The 15427-nt window shown below is 60.3% G+C and carries 11 protein-coding genes; 5 read left to right on the top strand and 6 right to left on the bottom strand.

Translation table 11 applies throughout. The annotated features are described in order from the left end of the window. Positions 1-75 precede the first annotated feature (75 nt). Both entD and DK872_RS04505 read right to left on the bottom strand, forming a co-directional pair. A complete protein-coding gene (gene entD / locus DK872_RS04510) occupies positions 76-738 on the bottom strand; it encodes an enterobactin synthase subunit EntD (RefSeq protein WP_079518265.1) in 663 nt (220 codons plus the stop codon). Positions 739-810: 72 nt separating this feature from the next. Next, positions 811-3066 (bottom strand): TonB-dependent siderophore receptor, encoded by a 2256-nt coding sequence (locus tag DK872_RS04505; RefSeq protein WP_071920449.1) that lies wholly within the window; start codon positions 3064-3066, stop codon positions 811-813. A 253-nt stretch (positions 3067-3319) separates the two neighbouring features. On the opposite strand from DK872_RS04505, the gene fes reads away from it, so the two are divergent. From fes to entF, 3 genes are read left to right on the top strand one after another with little or no spacing between them, the layout of a single operon-like run. Then, positions 3320-4528: an enterochelin esterase gene (fes, locus tag DK872_RS04500; protein WP_161518068.1), complete on the top strand. Its 1209-nt coding sequence runs from the start codon at positions 3320-3322 to the stop codon at positions 4526-4528. Positions 4529-4555: 27 nt separating this feature from the next. Further along, positions 4556-4774, top strand: coding sequence for an MbtH family NRPS accessory protein (locus tag DK872_RS04495; protein ID WP_007373762.1), 219 nt, complete (start codon positions 4556-4558; stop codon positions 4772-4774). Next, the gene (gene entF, locus DK872_RS04490; RefSeq protein WP_161518067.1) at positions 4771-8658 is read left to right on the top strand and encodes an enterobactin non-ribosomal peptide synthetase EntF; all 3888 of its coding nucleotides are present in this window, start codon (positions 4771-4773) and stop codon (positions 8656-8658) included. Before DK872_RS04495 ends, entF begins: the two co-directional genes overlap by 4 nt. Before the next feature lie 212 nt (positions 8659-8870). Here entF and fepC read toward each other — a convergent pair whose 3' ends face one another. From fepC to fepD, 3 genes are read right to left on the bottom strand one after another with little or no spacing between them, the layout of a single operon-like run. Next, complete coding sequence (gene fepC / locus DK872_RS04485; RefSeq protein WP_007373764.1) at positions 8871-9686, bottom strand: iron-enterobactin ABC transporter ATP-binding protein; 816 nt, start codon at positions 9684-9686, stop codon at positions 8871-8873. After that, positions 9683-10675 (bottom strand): iron-enterobactin ABC transporter permease, encoded by a 993-nt coding sequence (fepG, locus tag DK872_RS04480; RefSeq protein ID WP_161518066.1) that lies wholly within the window; start codon positions 10673-10675, stop codon positions 9683-9685. The genes fepC and fepG overlap by 4 nt, the downstream gene beginning before the upstream one ends. Continuing rightward, on the bottom strand, positions 10672-11676 hold the full coding sequence (fepD, locus tag DK872_RS04475) for a Fe(3+)-siderophore ABC transporter permease (RefSeq protein WP_007373766.1): 1005 nt from the start codon (positions 11674-11676) through the stop codon (positions 10672-10674). The genes fepG and fepD overlap by 4 nt, the downstream gene beginning before the upstream one ends. Positions 11677-11788: 112 nt before the next feature. On the opposite strand from fepD, the gene entS reads away from it, so the two are divergent. Beyond that, positions 11789-13024: an enterobactin transporter EntS gene (entS, locus tag DK872_RS04470; RefSeq protein WP_161518065.1), complete on the top strand. Its 1236-nt coding sequence runs from the start codon at positions 11789-11791 to the stop codon at positions 13022-13024. Between the two features lie 79 nt (positions 13025-13103). Here the strand turns inward: entS and fepB are convergent, their stop codons facing one another. After that, positions 13104-14063, bottom strand: coding sequence for a Fe2+-enterobactin ABC transporter substrate-binding protein (gene fepB / locus DK872_RS04465; RefSeq protein ID WP_149289027.1), 960 nt, complete (start codon positions 14061-14063; stop codon positions 13104-13106). 187 nt (positions 14064-14250) lie between these two features. On the opposite strand from fepB, the gene entC reads away from it, so the two are divergent. Continuing rightward, entirely contained in the window at positions 14251-15426 is a 1176-nt protein-coding gene (gene entC, locus DK872_RS04460) for an isochorismate synthase EntC (RefSeq protein ID WP_161518064.1), read from the top strand. The last annotated feature ends 1 nt before the right edge of the window (position 15427 follow it).

Genomic DNA, 15427 nt, shown 5'->3' with positions numbered 1-15427 from the left:
TTCAAAATAACGATAATTCGGCGACGGCAAACTGTCTACGGTTTGCGCAGCTAATTTCTTAAAAGGAGAAAAGGATCACGATCCGAACGGTAAACCCACGGCCAGCGTCATTACCCGTTCGTGGTCGGCTCGCCAGTAGACGTTTACTTTTTTATCAACCAGTTGTGGGGAAAATTCCGCCAGAAAACGCAGCTCAAGATGCTGTTCATCAATGGCGGTGATGTGCGCGCTGGCAAAGCCGGGGAAGGGCTTCGCCTGCGGGGAGAACGCTTTGTAAAGGCTCTCTTTCGCGCTGAAAGCGAGCGTGAGCGCCAGCGTAAACGGCAGGGGGCAGGCGGCGAGCAGCGCATGTTCCTGCGCGTTAACAATGCTTGCGGCCAGTTCATCGCACAGCGCCGGGCTGAACTGCGCTTCAAGATCCACGCCGACAGGATGCGACGCCACTACGGCAACGGCACGCTGCCCGCTGTGGCTGATGCTACCCGATACGCCTTGCGGCCAGCAGGGTTCGCCAGCCGCGCCAGGGGCCGGAATCGTGCTGAAACCATGCTCCTGCAATGCGTGCAGCGCGGCGATGCGCCCGGCCAGATGCTCGGTCTGGCGCTTTAACGCGCAGTGCGCAAGCGCCTCATGATGCGGCAGCCAGAGCAGATCGGCGGGAGTAAACGTCGCGGGAAGAAAATCAACCAGATGAAGCGTGTGATCGGCGAGGGAAACGGTGTGATGAGTGGTGTGCATGGCGTTTCCTCGCCCGGCCCTCTCCCCGCCGGGAAGCGGGGCTCTTCCGTTGGGGGAGAGGGCAGGTGCAACTTAGAAGTGGGTATTCACACTCATATACCAGGTGCGGCCCGATTCGTTATAGGTTTCTGCGCCAGCGCCGTACATCCAGCCGGTGCTGCCGCCGGTACTCTGGGCGTTACCCGCGCGCCAGTGGCGTTTGTCGAACAGGTTATCGATACCGGCCGTCAGGCTGACGTATTTGGTCACATCCCAGGTGCCGCTCAGGCCAACAATGCTGTAAGGGCTGACTTCGTTGGTGGCGGAACCGGTCACGCGGTTACCCTGATAGTCATACTTTTTCGGTTCCTGTTTGCCGTACCAGGTAAAGGTCGACTGAACAGAAACATCCTGCACAATTTGCCAGCTCAGGGTGGAGTTGACCGTGTATTCCGGAATGATCGACAGGCGCTCGCCAGTGGTTTTGTTTTTGCTTTGCAGCATGTAAGTGAAGTTGTTGCTCCACGTTACCGCATCGCTGACCGGCACGTTCAGGGTGCCTTCTAAACCTTCCACTACCGCTTTCGGCACGTTTTCCCATTGATAGAGATCGGTTTTGGTACTGCCGACCGAGGTCTGGCTCAGCGGTGAATAACCGGCTTCAATCTTGTTGCGGTAATCGTTGCGGAACCAGGTCAAACCGGCCAGCCAGCCTTCATGTTTGAATTCCAGGCCAATCTCTTTGTTGATGCTGGTTTCCGCTTTCAGATCGTCGTTCCCCATCATGTAGCAGCCCACGCCGGTGCCGCTGGCGTAGCAACCCTGACCACGACTGTAGAGAATGTAGTTCGGGTTGGTCTGATAGAGGCTCGGCGCTTTGTAAGCGCGGGCGATACCCATTTTCAGCGTGAAGTCATCGCCCAGACCCTGCGACAGGTTCAGCGATGGGCTCCAGTTATTGCCGACAATGGTGTGATGATCAAAGCGCAGGGCTGGCGTCAGCATGGTGCTGTCGGTCAGCTCCATGTTGTCTTCCGCGAACACCGAGTAGATATCAGCGCTGGAGTAAGGGCTGCGGTTGGTGCTGCTCAGACCGGAAATGGGGCCGCCCTGGAAAGCCTGCTTATTCGACGCCATGTCTTTCATCCGCTGCTGGTTCCACTCGGTTCCCAGCGTCAGCGTCTGATTGACCAGCAGATCCAGCGGCAGGTTCACTTCGTTATGCAGCATCACGTCCGAGAGATCGATATCGGTGAACTTATTGGTGTTGAATAACCCTTCCAGACCGCCCGCCAGGCCTTCGCCGAGACGCGAGTTGCGCGTGTGTTCGTACTGGAGCCAGTTATTGGTGGTCACACCGTTATCCCAGCCGCCATTCCAGGTGACAGAGTAGTTCTGGCGATAAAGACGGTTCGTCTCTTTGCCGTAGTTCTCTTTCACGTAGTTATTGGTGCTACTGTCGTTGTTGGTGTTCTGCGTATCGCCCGCGTAGAGGTTGCCCTGGCGGCTGTAACCGGCTTCGAACTCCAGCGACTGCAACGGTGCAAAATCCCAGCGCACCACGCCGTTGATATCTTTGTTAATCGAACCTTCACGACCGGCGGCCATGGTGTTGGCATAGATCCCGGTACGTTCAGACTGGTGATCCTGGTTGATATCCCATGCGTCGGCCTGGGTTTTTGCCAGGTTGCCATACAAGCGGAAGCTGACATCGCCGCCCAACGGGCCGCTCAGGCTGAAGTCGGTACGTTTGGTGGAACCTTCGTCTTTATGTTCCGGCGCGTTGAAATAGGTGTTCCAGGCACCGTGCCATTCGTTTGTTTTATCTTTTTTGGTGATGATATTCACCACGCCGCCGGCTGCGCCGTTACCGTAACGCGCTGCTGCCGGGCCGCGAATCACTTCGATACGTTCGATCATTTCCGGCGGCACCCAGTTAGTGTCGCCACGGCTGTCACGCTCGCCGCGCCAGCCAAGGCGCACGGAGTTGCGGCTGGTAACCGGTTTGCCGTCAATCAGAATCAGGGTGTTTTCCGGGCCCATACCGCGAATATCGATCTGGCGGTTGTTGCCGCGCTGACCGCTGGTGGCGTTACCGGTTAAGTTAACGCCCGGCATGGTCCGGATAATTTCAGAAACGTCGCGCGCTGGCGGGTTTTTGCGAATTTCGTCAGCGGTGATGGTGGAAACGCCCGGCGCCTGCAAATTTTGCTGCGCGGCGGTCACAACGATGGTGTCATCATTCTCGGTGGAGTTGGTGGTATTGCTGTCTGCCGCCATGGCGGGCAAAGCAGCACCGTAAATTCCCAGATTGACCAATAAGGTCAAGGTCTTGATTTTGTTATTCATTGTTTTACCTGATTTTCATCGCCGCTTCCCCGGTTCATCCATTCCCAGGGGGAGAGGAGGCGGCATAATGGAGCCAGCACAAAGCGAGCTATTCAGCCCTGAGCAGCATCGACAAAGGTGGCCAATTGAGTGAAAGACGCGCTTCCCACAGCGCGCTAATACGCTATTGCAAATGCAAATTGTTATCAATAATATTATCAACAAATTTGGAAGTGCAAGCAAAAATTTCCACAGCATATTTGGGGTAATAGACGTGACGTCAACAACGGGAAGTGATGCCTGGTGGGAGTCAAAACAGGGGCCGGAATGGGTGCAGGAAGCGGGCGAATACCGCGTCACGTTTTGGTGGCGGGATCCGGCAGGCACGGAAGCCACTTCCCCCATTCAACGGGTCTGGCTCTATATCACCGGCGTGACCGATCATCATCAAAATGCCCGGCCGCAATCGCTTGAGCGCATTGCCGGTACTGATGTCTGGTACCGTGAGATCCGCCTTGAAGCGGGCTGGCGGGGCAGCTATTGCCTGATGCCTTCGCAAAATCACGACGATTTTTCCCCCGCGGTGTTTGCTGCCATTCCGCCGGATCGCGCCGCTCTGCGCGAAGGCTGGCGCAAACTGCTGGCGCAGGCGATTGCCGATCCGCTTAACCCGCAAAGCTGGCGCGGCGGTCGCGGCCATCCGGTTTCGGCTCTGGAAATGCCTGATGCGCCGCTACAGCCGGGATGGCAGGCATCCGATACGCCTTTCAATGAACCGCAACTATTGCACTGGCGCAGCCAGCGGCTGAACAACACGCGCCGCGTGTGGATCTACACCACCGGCGAGGAAAACGTGGCCGAACGCCCGCTGGCGGTGCTGCTCGACGGGCAATTCTGGGCGCAGAGTATGCCGGTCTGGCCCGCGCTGGCCGCGCTCACCAACGAGGGGCAATTACCGGCGGCAGTCTATGTGCTGATCGATGTGATTGATAATGTGCACCGCACGCGCGAACTGCCCTGCAATGCCGATTTCTGGCTGGCGGTGCAGGAAGAGCTGCTGCCGCAGGTGCAGGCGCTGGCGCCGTTCAGCAATCGCGCTGAGCGCACGGTGGTGGCCGGGCAGAGTTTTGGCGGTCTCTCTTCACTTTATGCCGCGCTGCACTGGCCGCAGCGTTTTGGCTGCGTATTGAGCCAGTCTGGTTCTTACTGGTGGCCGCATCGCGGCGCAGAGCAGGACGGCATCCTTATCCAACAACTTCAACGCGGTGAACTGCACCCCTCCGGCCTGCGCATTGTGCTGGAAGCGGGCGCGCGCGAACCGCTGATTTTTCGCGCCAATCAGGCGCTTTTTTCCCTGTTACAACGCATACAGCAGCCGGTTTTCTGGCGTCAGGTTGACGGCGGACATGATGCGCTTTGCTGGCGCGGCGGGCTGACTTCCGGGCTGATTACCCTCTGGCAGCCTTTGACCCGCGCCCGCTGACGCGCCTTTCTATGACAGGAGTTTGCTATGGAGTTCACCAACCCCTTCGATAATCCGCAAGGGCGGTTTTATATTCTGCAAAACAGCCAGCAGCAATACAGTTTGTGGCCTGCACAGTGCGCGTTGCCTGGCGGCTGGCGCGTGGTGTGCGAACCGCAGCCACAGGAAGCCTGCAATAGGTGGCTTGACGCTCACTGGCAGACCTTAACCCCGGCGCACTACGTGACTGCAAGGAGCGGCCAATGACGCAACGTTTACCGCTGGTCGCCGCCCAGCCAGGGATCTGGATGGCGGAAAAACTCTCGTCGCTGCCCAATGCCTGGAGCGTGGCGCACTATGTTGAGCTGAAGGGCGATATCGATGCCGCGCTGCTGGCGCAGGCGATTGTCACCGGTATGGCGCAGGCCGATACGCTGCGCATGCGCTTTGAGGAAGATAACGGCGACGTCTGGCAGTGGGTGGATGAATCGCAACAGTTTGCGCAGCCCGCCATCACCGATTTACGCTCCCACAGCGATGCGCATACCGCCGCGCTGAACATTATGCGCGCCGATCTGGCGCAAAACCTGCGCGTCGAGAGCGGTAAACCGCTGGTCTGCCATCAACTCCTGCGCGTGGGCGAACAGTGCTGGTACTGGTATCAGCGCTATCATCACTTACTGGTCGATGGCTTCAGTTTCCCGGCAATTACCCGCCAGATTGCCGCAATTTACAGCTCCTGGCGACGCGGCGACGAAACGCCGTCATCCCCCTTTACGCCGTTTGCGGAAGTGGTGGAAGAGTATCAGCGTTATCGCGACAGCGACGGCTGGCAGCGCGATGCCGCTTTCTGGGCGAAACAGCGCAGCGAACTGCCACCGCCGGTTTCACTCTCGCCGACACCGCTGCCGGGACGCGCGGCGACCACCGATATCCTGCGCCTGAACGTTGCGCTCAATGCCGATGATTTCCGCCGTTTAACCCGCGCGCTGCCGAATAGCCAGCCTGCCGATCTGGGGCTGGCGCTGGTGGCGCTGTGGCTCGGTCGTCTGTGCGGGCGGATGGATTACGCCGCCGGGTTTATCTTTATGCGCCGCATGGGTTCCGCTGCGCTGACGTCGACCGGGCCGGTACTCAACGTGCTGCCGTTGGGCATTCATATCGATGGCGCGCAAACCCTCGCGGAACTGGCCGCGCAACTGGCGGGCAGCCTGAAAGTGATGCGTCGCCATCAGCGTTACGATGCCGAACAAATTGTCCGTGATGCGGGCCGCGCCGCCGGCGATGAGCCGCTGTTTGGCCCGGTATTCAACGTCAAAATGTTTGACTACTTGCTGGATGTCGATGGCATTCACGGCATCACGCACACGCTGGCGACCGGGCCGGTCAACGATCTGGAGATTGCACTGTTCCCGGATGAAGAGGGCGGCCTTGCCGTTGAAGTGTTGGCGAACCGCAGCCGTTACGATGAAGCCACACTGCGCGTCCATGTGGCGCGGCTGGGCCAATTACTGGCGCAGTTTGCTGAAAACCCGGCGCTGCGCAGCGGCGATGCCGATCTGCTTGCCCCGCACGAAGCGCAACAATTGGCGAAGATTAACGATACCGGCATGATGCTGCCGACCACAACCTTAAGCGATTTAGTGGCGATGCAGGCGGCGAAAACGCCGGACGCGCCCGCATTGCGCGATGCCCGCTGGCAGTTCAGTTACCGCGAAATGCGTGAACAGGTTGTCGCGCTGGCGCAGCATCTGCGTCAGCTTGGCGTGCAACCCGGCGACAGCGTAGCGGTGGCGTTGCGGCGCTCGGTCTTCCTGACGCTGGCGCTGCACGGCATTGTCGAAGCGGGCGCCGCCTGGCTGCCGCTGGATACTGGCTACCCGGACGAACGTCTGCGGATGATGCTGGAAGATGCGCAGCCAAGGTTGTTGATCACCGCAGAAGATCAACTCTCCCGCTTTAGCGATATTCCGGGGCTGGCGCACTTCTGCTACCAGCAGCCGCTGGCCGCGCAGGGCAGTGAAGCGCTCAATCTGGCACGCCCGGAACAGACGGCGTATATCATTTTTACCTCCGGCTCCACCGGGCGACCGAAAGGGGTGATGGTCGGCCAGACCGCCATCGTCAACCGCCTGCTGTGGATGCAGGAGCAGTACCCGCTGACTGCTCAGGATGTGGTGGCGCAGAAAACGCCATGCAGTTTTGACGTCTCGGTGTGGGAATTCTGGTGGCCGTTTATCGCCGGGGCCAGCCTGGTGATGGCCGAGCCGGAAGCGCACCGCGATCCGCAAGCGTTACAGGCTTTCTTTGCCGAATATGGTGTGACCACGACCCATTTCGTGCCGTCGATGCTGGCGGCTTTTGTCGCTTCGCTGACGCCGGAGAGTGCGCAGCAGAGCTGTCGAACGCTTAAACAGGTGTTCTGTAGCGGCGAAGCGTTGCCGGCAGAATTGTGCCGCGAATGGCAACACCTGACCGGCGCGCCGCAGCATAACCTGTATGGCCCGACGGAAGCGGCGGTGGACGTGAGCTGGTATCCGGCGCACGGCGAAGCGCTGGCGCAGGTGCGCGGCAACAGCGTGCCGATTGGCTTCCCGGTGTGGAATACCGGGCTGCGTATTCTCGACGGCATGATGCGTCCGGTGCCGCCGGGCGTGGCGGGCGATCTCTATCTGACCGGTATTCAACTGGCGCAGGGCTATCTGGGACGTCCGGATCTGACCGCCAGCCGCTTTATCGCCGATCCGTTCGCCCCCGGCGAGCGTATGTACCGTACCGGCGATGTGGCGCGCTGGCTGGAAAATGGCGCGGTGGAATATCTGGGGCGCAGCGACGATCAACTGAAAATTCGCGGCCAGCGTATTGAACTGGGCGAAATTGACCGGGCGATGCTGGCCCTGGCGGATGTGGCGCAGGCGGTGGCGCATGCCTGCGTCTTTAATCAGGCGGCGGCCAGCGGCGGCGATGCGCGTCAGCTGGTGGGCTATGTGGTTTCCGCATCCGGTTTGCCGCTCGATACCGCCGCGTTGCTGGATCAACTGCGTGAGCAACTGCCGCCGCATATGGTGCCGGTGCGCCTGCTGCAACTGAGCACCTTGCCGCTGAGCGCGAATGGTAAACTCGATCGCAAAGCGCTGCCGTTACCGGAACTGGCGGCGGCACGCTGTGGTCGCCCGGTGAATACCGGGATGGAAACACGCGTGGCGCAGGCATTTGCCGCGCTGTTGGGTTGCGAGGTGCAGGATGCGCAGGCTGATTTCTTTGCGCTGGGCGGCCACTCGCTGCTGGCGATGCGTCTGGCGGCACAGCTCAGCCGCGAGCATCAAAGGCCGGTGACGCCGGGGCAGATTATGGTTGCATCTACGGTGGAGAAACTCGCCGCGCTGCTGGAGCAGAGCCTGACGGCGGAGCAGGCGCAGCGCCTCGGTATGGAAACGCTGCTGCCGCTGCGTGAAAGCGACGGCCCGACGCTGTTCTGCTTCCATCCGGCTTCCGGTTTTGCCTGGCAGTTCAGCGTGCTGGCGCGTTACCTCGCGCCGCGCTGGTCGATAACCGGCATTCAGTCGCCGCGACCTTTTGGGCCGCTACAGCAGGCGGCGACGCTGGATGACGCCTGCGAGCAGCATCTTGCCACGCTACTGGCGCAGCAGCCGCACGGGCCTTATCACCTGTTCGGTTACTCGCTTGGCGGTACGCTGGCGCAGGGCATTGCCGCACGTTTGCGGGAGCGGGGCGAAGAGGTGGCCTTCCTTGGGTTGCTCGATACCTGGCCGCCGGAGACGCAAAACTGGGCGGAGAAAGAGGCCAACGGGCTGGATCCGCAAGTGCTGGCCGAAATTGAGCGTGAGCGGCAGGCCTTTCTTGCCGCCCAGCAAGGGCAAGGCTCCGGCGAGCTGTTTTCGACTATCGAAGGCAACTACGCCGACGCGGTGCGTTTACTGACCACCGCGCACAGCCTGCCGTTTGACGGTAAGGCGACGCTGTTTGTCGCCGAACGCACGCTGCCCGCAGGCACCGATCCGCACAAAGCCTGGGCGCCGTGGGTGCGGGAACTGGCGGTGTATCGCCAGGATTGCGCCCATGTCGATATTATTTCGCCGCAGGCGTTTGAGCGTATCGGGCCGGTGTTAAGGGAGATATTGGGGGAGTGATATTGCCTGTTGCCCGCTAACGCGTTTAGCGGGCAGGAGGTTTGCATCGTAGGCTGGATAAGGCGTTTGTGGAGTGGTTCCGTTCACGTGTTAGTGCGTTTCTGAAACTCTTGTATGCCAGGTGAACGGAACAATACCTCTGGAGTGACATATCCTCTGGAGAAACCCGCTTTCCCCGGGCTGAGATTATGTGGCACAGCTTGCCGATTGCGCTAAGTCTTTCGGGACTCTATTCCGCTGCGCCCCAGCGGCACCACCAGCGGCGTATGCGCCACTGGATCGTCAATGATCATGCAGCGCAGACCGTAGACCGCTTCTATCAATTCGGCGGTGACAATCTCTTTGGGCGCGCCCTGCGCGACAATTTTGCCATCGCGCAGTGCAATCAGATGCGTGGCGTAGCGGCAGGCCTGATTCAAATCATGCAGCACCGCCGCCAGCGTATAACCCTGCTCGCGGTTCAGCGCGCTTAACAACTCCAGCAGATCGATCTGGTAGCTGATATCGAGCCAGGTGGTGGGTTCATCGAGCAGCATGATGGCCGTCTCCTGCGCCAGCACCATCGCAATCCACGCCCGTTGCCGCTGGCCGCCGGAGAGCGTATCGACACTCTGGCTGGCCAGCGAATCCATGCCGGTGGCTTTCATCGCCCGCGCCACGGCGTCTTCATCCTCTTTACGCCAGCGGGTGAACAGCGGCTGATGCGGGTAGCGACCGCGTGCCACCAGCTCCTGCACGGTGATATCGCCCGGCGTGGTGGCGTTTTGCGCCAGCAGCCCGACACGCCGCGCCACCTCTTTGCTGGCGAAGCGCTGGATCTGCTCGCCATCGAGATAAACATGCCCCTGTGCGGGCGTCATCAGGCGGCTCAGCGTGCGCAGCAGCGTTGATTTACCGCAGCCGTTGGGGCCGATAATGGCGGTGAAATGGCCGTCGGGAATGGCAACGCTTAGCTGCTCGGCAATGATTTTTTTGCCATAACCCAGCGTTAAGTCTGCGCCGCGCAAACGGGAAGATAAATCGGTCATTTCTTGCTGGACTCCTGAATTAACAAGGCGATAAGGTAGATACCGCCAAGGCTGACGGTGACCACACCCACCGGCAACTGATAAGGCGTAAACCCTTGCTGGGCGACAAAATCCGCCAGCAATAACAGCAACGCGCCGCACAGGGCAGACTGCATTAAGCCCCAACGGGCGGTGGCGCTGATGCGCCGGGCGATGTGTGGCGCTACCAGAGCGATAAATGAAATCGGCCCCGCCAGCGCGGTAGCCGACGCTGTCAGCGCCACCGCCACCAGCATTAACAGCAAGCGTGAACGCTCGACGCTGACACCAAGCGCGCAGGCGCTGTCATCACCCATCTCCAGCAACCGCATCCGGCGGACGAGCAGGGCGGCGCACACGAACATCAGCATAATGATTGGCGCGGAAGGCAGCGTTTTCGCCCAGGTCAGGCCGTTCAATGAGCCAGCATTCCACAGCCCGGCGGTGACGGCAGTCTCCAGCGACGCCTGCAGCAGCAGCCAGGTATTGAACGCCACCAGCATCGCACGCACGCCAATGCCGACAATAATCAGGCGGAAGGTTTCAATGCCGTTGCGCCAGGCCAGCAGCCAGACCACCAGCGAGGTGAGCATACCGCCCGCCATCGCCGCCAGCGCAATGGCCGTTAAATGCTGACCAAACAGCACCATCGCCACCAGCACGCCGCTCCACGCGCCGGTGTTAAAGCCCATCACATCCGGGCTACCTAACGGGTTGCGCATCAGCGATTGAAAAATCGCGCCGCTGACGCCGAGCGCGGCACCGACCAGCAGCGCCATCAGCACGCGCGGTAAACGCCACTCCATCACCACCAGTTGAATCGCGCGCGGCGCATCGCCAGTTAGTGCGTTCATCACCTGGGGCAATTCCAGCGTCACTGCGCCGCTGCGCAGGCTCCAGACCGCCATCAGCACGGCACAAAACACCATCAGCAGGCAACTGGCGACTAAACGGCGGGACGGTGAAATCACAGGCCACCTCCGCGTGCGCGGCGCACCAGAACAATCAGCACAGGCGCACCGAGAAAGGCGCTGACTACCGATACGCGCAGCTCACCGGGCACAATCAGGCGGCCAATAATATCGGCGAACAACAACAACGCTGGTGTCGCAAGCAATGTGACTGGCAACGACCAGCGGTGATCCGCGCCCACCAGCCAGCGCGCCATGTGCGGCATCATCAGGCCGATAAAGGCAATCGGGCCGACTACCGCCGTCGCGCTGCCGCACAGCACGGTGATGGTCACTAATCCAAGTAATTGCGTGCGCGCCACCTTGCTGCCAAGCGCAGTGGCGGTATCGCTGCCGAGACTCAAACTGTTGAGTGAGCGGCTCAGCAGCAGCGCGATCGCCGCCGCCAGTAGCACCGGAATGAGCACAATTTTCAACGTTTGCAGGGTGCGGATATCCAGCGACCCGGCCTGCCAGAATCGCAACTGGTCATAGACATCGGCATTCAGCAGCGCAATCCCGCTGGAGAGCCCTTCCAGTACCGCGCCAAGCGCGACTCCCGCCAGCGTCAGACGCACCGGACTGAGTTGCCCGCCGCCCTGGCTGCCGGTAAAGGCCACCAGCAGCGACGCGGCCAGCGCACCGCAAAACGCCAGCAGTAATTGTTCCGCCGGAGACGAAATACCGAGCAGCGCTGCGCCGAGCACAATGGCGAAACTGGCGCCGGAGTTAACGCCAAGCAGGCCGGGATCGGCCAGCGGATTACGGGTGAGGGTTTGCATTAGCGCACCAGCAAGCCCCAGTGCGCCACCGGCCAGCAGACCCGCCAGCGTGCGCGGCAGGCGCGCATCGCGGATTACGGTGCAGTCCGCGCTCTGGCAGACACCGGAGAGCGCGTCGATCACCACGGCGGCGGGCATCGGTTTCGCGCCAATAAACAGGCTGAGTGCGGCGGCGACAACAAGCAGTATCAATAGTCCGGCGAGAGCAAAGGGGCGCGCCGGAAAAGCAGAACACGACATAAGACGTCCCAAATTTGATAATGATAGTAATTATCGTTATCGATCTTGTTTTGATATGTTAACATGCGAAGCCGGTATATGGACATAAAAAGTACGTATTTAAGGCGCTGTGATGAAACAACAATCCTGGCTGTTGAACCTTAGCCTGCTGCACACGCATCCGGCTTTTCGCGCAGTGTTTTTGGCGCGTTTTATCTCGATTTTATCGCTGGGCCTGCTTGGCGTAGCGGTGCCGGTGCAGATTCAGGCAATGACCCACTCCAGCTGGCAGGTGGGGTTATCGGTCACGCTGACCGGTTCGGCCATGTTTATTGGCCTGATGTTTGGCGGCGTGCTGGCGGATCGCTATGAACGTAAGAAACTGATTTTACTGGCGCGTTCGACCTGCGGCGTTGGGTTTATCGGCCTGTGTCTGAACGCGCAACTGGCGGAGCCTTCGCTGGCGGCGATCTATCTGCTGGGTTTGTGGGACGGCTTTTTCGGCGCGCTTGGCGTGACGGCGCTGCTGGCGGCAACGCCTGCGCTGGTCGGGCGGGAAAATCTGATGCAGGCGGGCGCGATCACCATGCTGACAGTGCGTCTGGGGTCGGTGATTTCGCCGATGTGCGGCGGTCTGCTGCTGGCTTCGGGCGGCGTGGTGTGGAACTACGGTCTGGCAGCGGCGGGGACATTTATCACCCTGTTGCCGTTACTCAGCCTGCCCGCGTTGCCGCCACCGCCGCAGCCGCGCGAGCATCCGCTGAAATCGCTGCTGACGGCGCTGCAATTTTTATTTCGTAACCCGTTGATTGGCGGTATCGCGCTGCTCGGCGGGCTGTTAACCATGGCCAGCGCGGTACGCGTGCTTTATCCGGCGCTGGCGATGAGCTGGAACATGTCGGCGGCGGAAATCGGCCTGCTGTATGCCGCGTTGCCGCTTGGTGCGGCGATTGGGGCATTGACCAGCGGCAAGCTGGCGCACAGCGAAAGGCCTGGCGTGATTATGCTGATGACCAGCGTCGGCTCTTTTGTTGCGATAGGGCTGTTCAGCCTGATGCCGGTGTGGGCGCTTGGTGTGCTGTTCCTGGCATTATGCGGCTGGCTGACCGCCGTGAGTTCGCTGTTGCAGTACACCCTGCTGCAAACCCAGACGCCGGAAGCGATGCTCGGGCGTATTAACGGCTTGTGGACCGCGCAGAACGTGACGGGCGATGCGATTGGCGCGGCGCTGCTGGGGGCGATGGGATCGATGATGACGCCCGCCTCATCGGCGAGCATCAGCGGGCTGGTACTGGCGGCGATCGGTTTAGTGCTGGTGGTGGCGCTCAGCGAGCTGCGCCGTTTTCGTCAGACGCAGCCTACTGCATAGAAAGCTTACGGCCGGATGGTGCTTCGGGCTTACATGTTTAGCGGATCTCGATCGCAGGCCGGATAAGACCGACAAAAGGTTAACCAAACAGCGCCGACAAACGCTGCAACACGCGGGTGGCGCTGTAGTAGTCCAGGCGGAAGGTTTCTGCGCCGAGGGCGTAAACGCGTTTGTTCTGTACCGCAGGCAGATGCGCCAGCAGCGGATTCGCGCTCAGCGCGTCGGCATCTTTTTGATCGCTGGCGAACAGGAACAGCGCTTCACCGCCCAGTCCGGCAGCAAGGTTTTCTCCGCCCAGTTGCACGATGTCGTGGCGTTTACCCTGGCTCTGGCTGGTTTGCAGATTGGCCGGTAGCGGCGCAAGGGCGAAGCCCAGTTGCTGCATCAACTTGCCCTGCGCGGAGTCGCTGGTCCACAGGTTGGCGCTGTGCGCGGCGGGGGTATAAACCAGCGCAGTAACCGGCTGCGGCGGCAGTTTCATCCGTGATTTGACGTCGGCCAGTTGCTGGTTGAATTCGCTGATGCGCGCAGCGGCCTGTTTTTCCTGGCCGGTGATTTCACCCAGTTGGGTGAGCAGCGCCTGCCAGCTTTTATCGTCGTAATTGATAACCAGCGTCGGCGCGATGGTGGAAAGCTGGTCGTACAGGGCAAGGGCGGAATCGCCGCCGGTAGCGCTGATGAGGATCAGATCCGGCATCTGTGCGGCAACGGCCTCGGCATTCGCTTCGCCAATGTAAAGACGAGCGACGTTGCGTTGTTTCGCCACATCGCCCCACTGGCGTAGAAAGCCCTGCGCGTCGGCGAAACGGTTATTCGGCGTGGTTGCACCACTGGCAATTACAGGTGCGTCAATCGCCAGCAGCGATCCGGTAAGGGTGACGCTGGTTGACACAATGCGCAGCGGCTTGCTGTCGAGCTGATGCGTACCGCGACTGTCGGTGACCTGGCGAGGCCAGTCGGCGGCGATTGCTGAGGTTAGTCCTAAAACAAAAATGCCCAGAATCACTAAGGGCTTACGGAACAAAAAAGAAAATCTCACGGATTGCGTCCTGTTTTTGTTGAGGTTAATGCTTCTCATTTTCATCATTGTATGAAGGGGATGCAAGCATTAGCGGCGCAGAAGAGGAATCTGCTGTTGACAGCGCTGGTAATAACTTTTTATCTTACCGCCACAAAACACAAATGATAATCATTATTAATCTCACTTATCATTGTTGGAGGATGATATGGATATGTCCCTGGCTGAGGATATCCAGCAGTCTGCGAAGACACTGGCCGCGGATCAGTTTTTGTTTATGTCGCCGTACCGCAGTTTTATAACCTCCGGGTGCGTTGCCCGTTTCTCTGAACCTGCCGTCGGCGGTGATTCTCCGGAGAGCGCCTTCCAGACCAAACTGGCGCAGGCCTTTGCCGATGCGAAAGCGCAGGGCGTGGCCCGGCCGGTGATGGTTGGCGCGATCCCGTTCGATACCACGCAACCTTCTGCGCTATTTATTCCGGCGTCGTGGCAAACCTTCTCCCGTCCGGCGCGCCAGCGTTCTGCCCGCTATTTCAACGCCAGTGACATGCCGAATGTTGTCGCGCAACGCGAAATCCCGGAGCAGGAAACCTTCATGCAGATGGTGGCGCGCGCGGCGCAGAAGACCGCCACGCCGGAAGTGGACAAAGTGGTGCTCTCCCGTCTGATTGAGATTGCCACCGACAGCCGCATCGATAGCGGCGTGTTGCTGGAGCGGCTGATTGCCCAGAACCCGGCCAGTTTCAACTTCCACGTTCCATTGCCGGATGGCGGCGCGCTGCTGGGCGCCAGCCCGGAGCTGCTGCTGCGCAAAGAGGGCGACCACTTCAGTTCGCTGCCGCTGGCCGGTTCCGCCCGTCGCCAGCCGGATGACATGCTGGATCGCGAAGCGGGCAACAAGTTACTGGCGTCGGAAAAAGATCGTCACGAGCACGAACTGGTGACGCAGGCGATGAAAAAAGTGCTGCAGCCGCGCAGCCGCTCTCTGAACTTACCGGATTCGCCGCAACTGGTGACCACGCCGACATTGTGGCATCTGGCGACGCCAATTGAAGGCACGGCGCTGGCGGGAGAAAACGCCCTGACGCTCGCCTGCCTGCTGCACCCGACGCCTGCGCTGAGCGGTTTCCCGCATCAGGTGGCGAAAAAGCTGATTGCCGAACTGGAACCATTCAACCGTGAACTGTTCGGCGGCATTGTCGGCTGGTGCGATGACGAAGGAAATGGCGAGTGGGTGGTGACCATCCGCTGCGCCCGCATTCATGAAAACCACGTCCGGCTGTTTGCCGGAGCCGGTATTGTGCCTGCATCCTCGCCGCTGGCGGAGTGGCGCGAAACCGGGGTGAAACTGACCACCATGCTGAACGCATTTGGTCTGCACTGAG

Source organism: Kosakonia sp. MH5 (genome assembly GCF_009935945.1).
Classification (GTDB): domain Bacteria; phylum Pseudomonadota; class Gammaproteobacteria; order Enterobacterales; family Enterobacteriaceae; genus Kosakonia; species Kosakonia radicincitans.
This window is presented reverse-complemented; position numbering and strand designations above follow the sequence as displayed.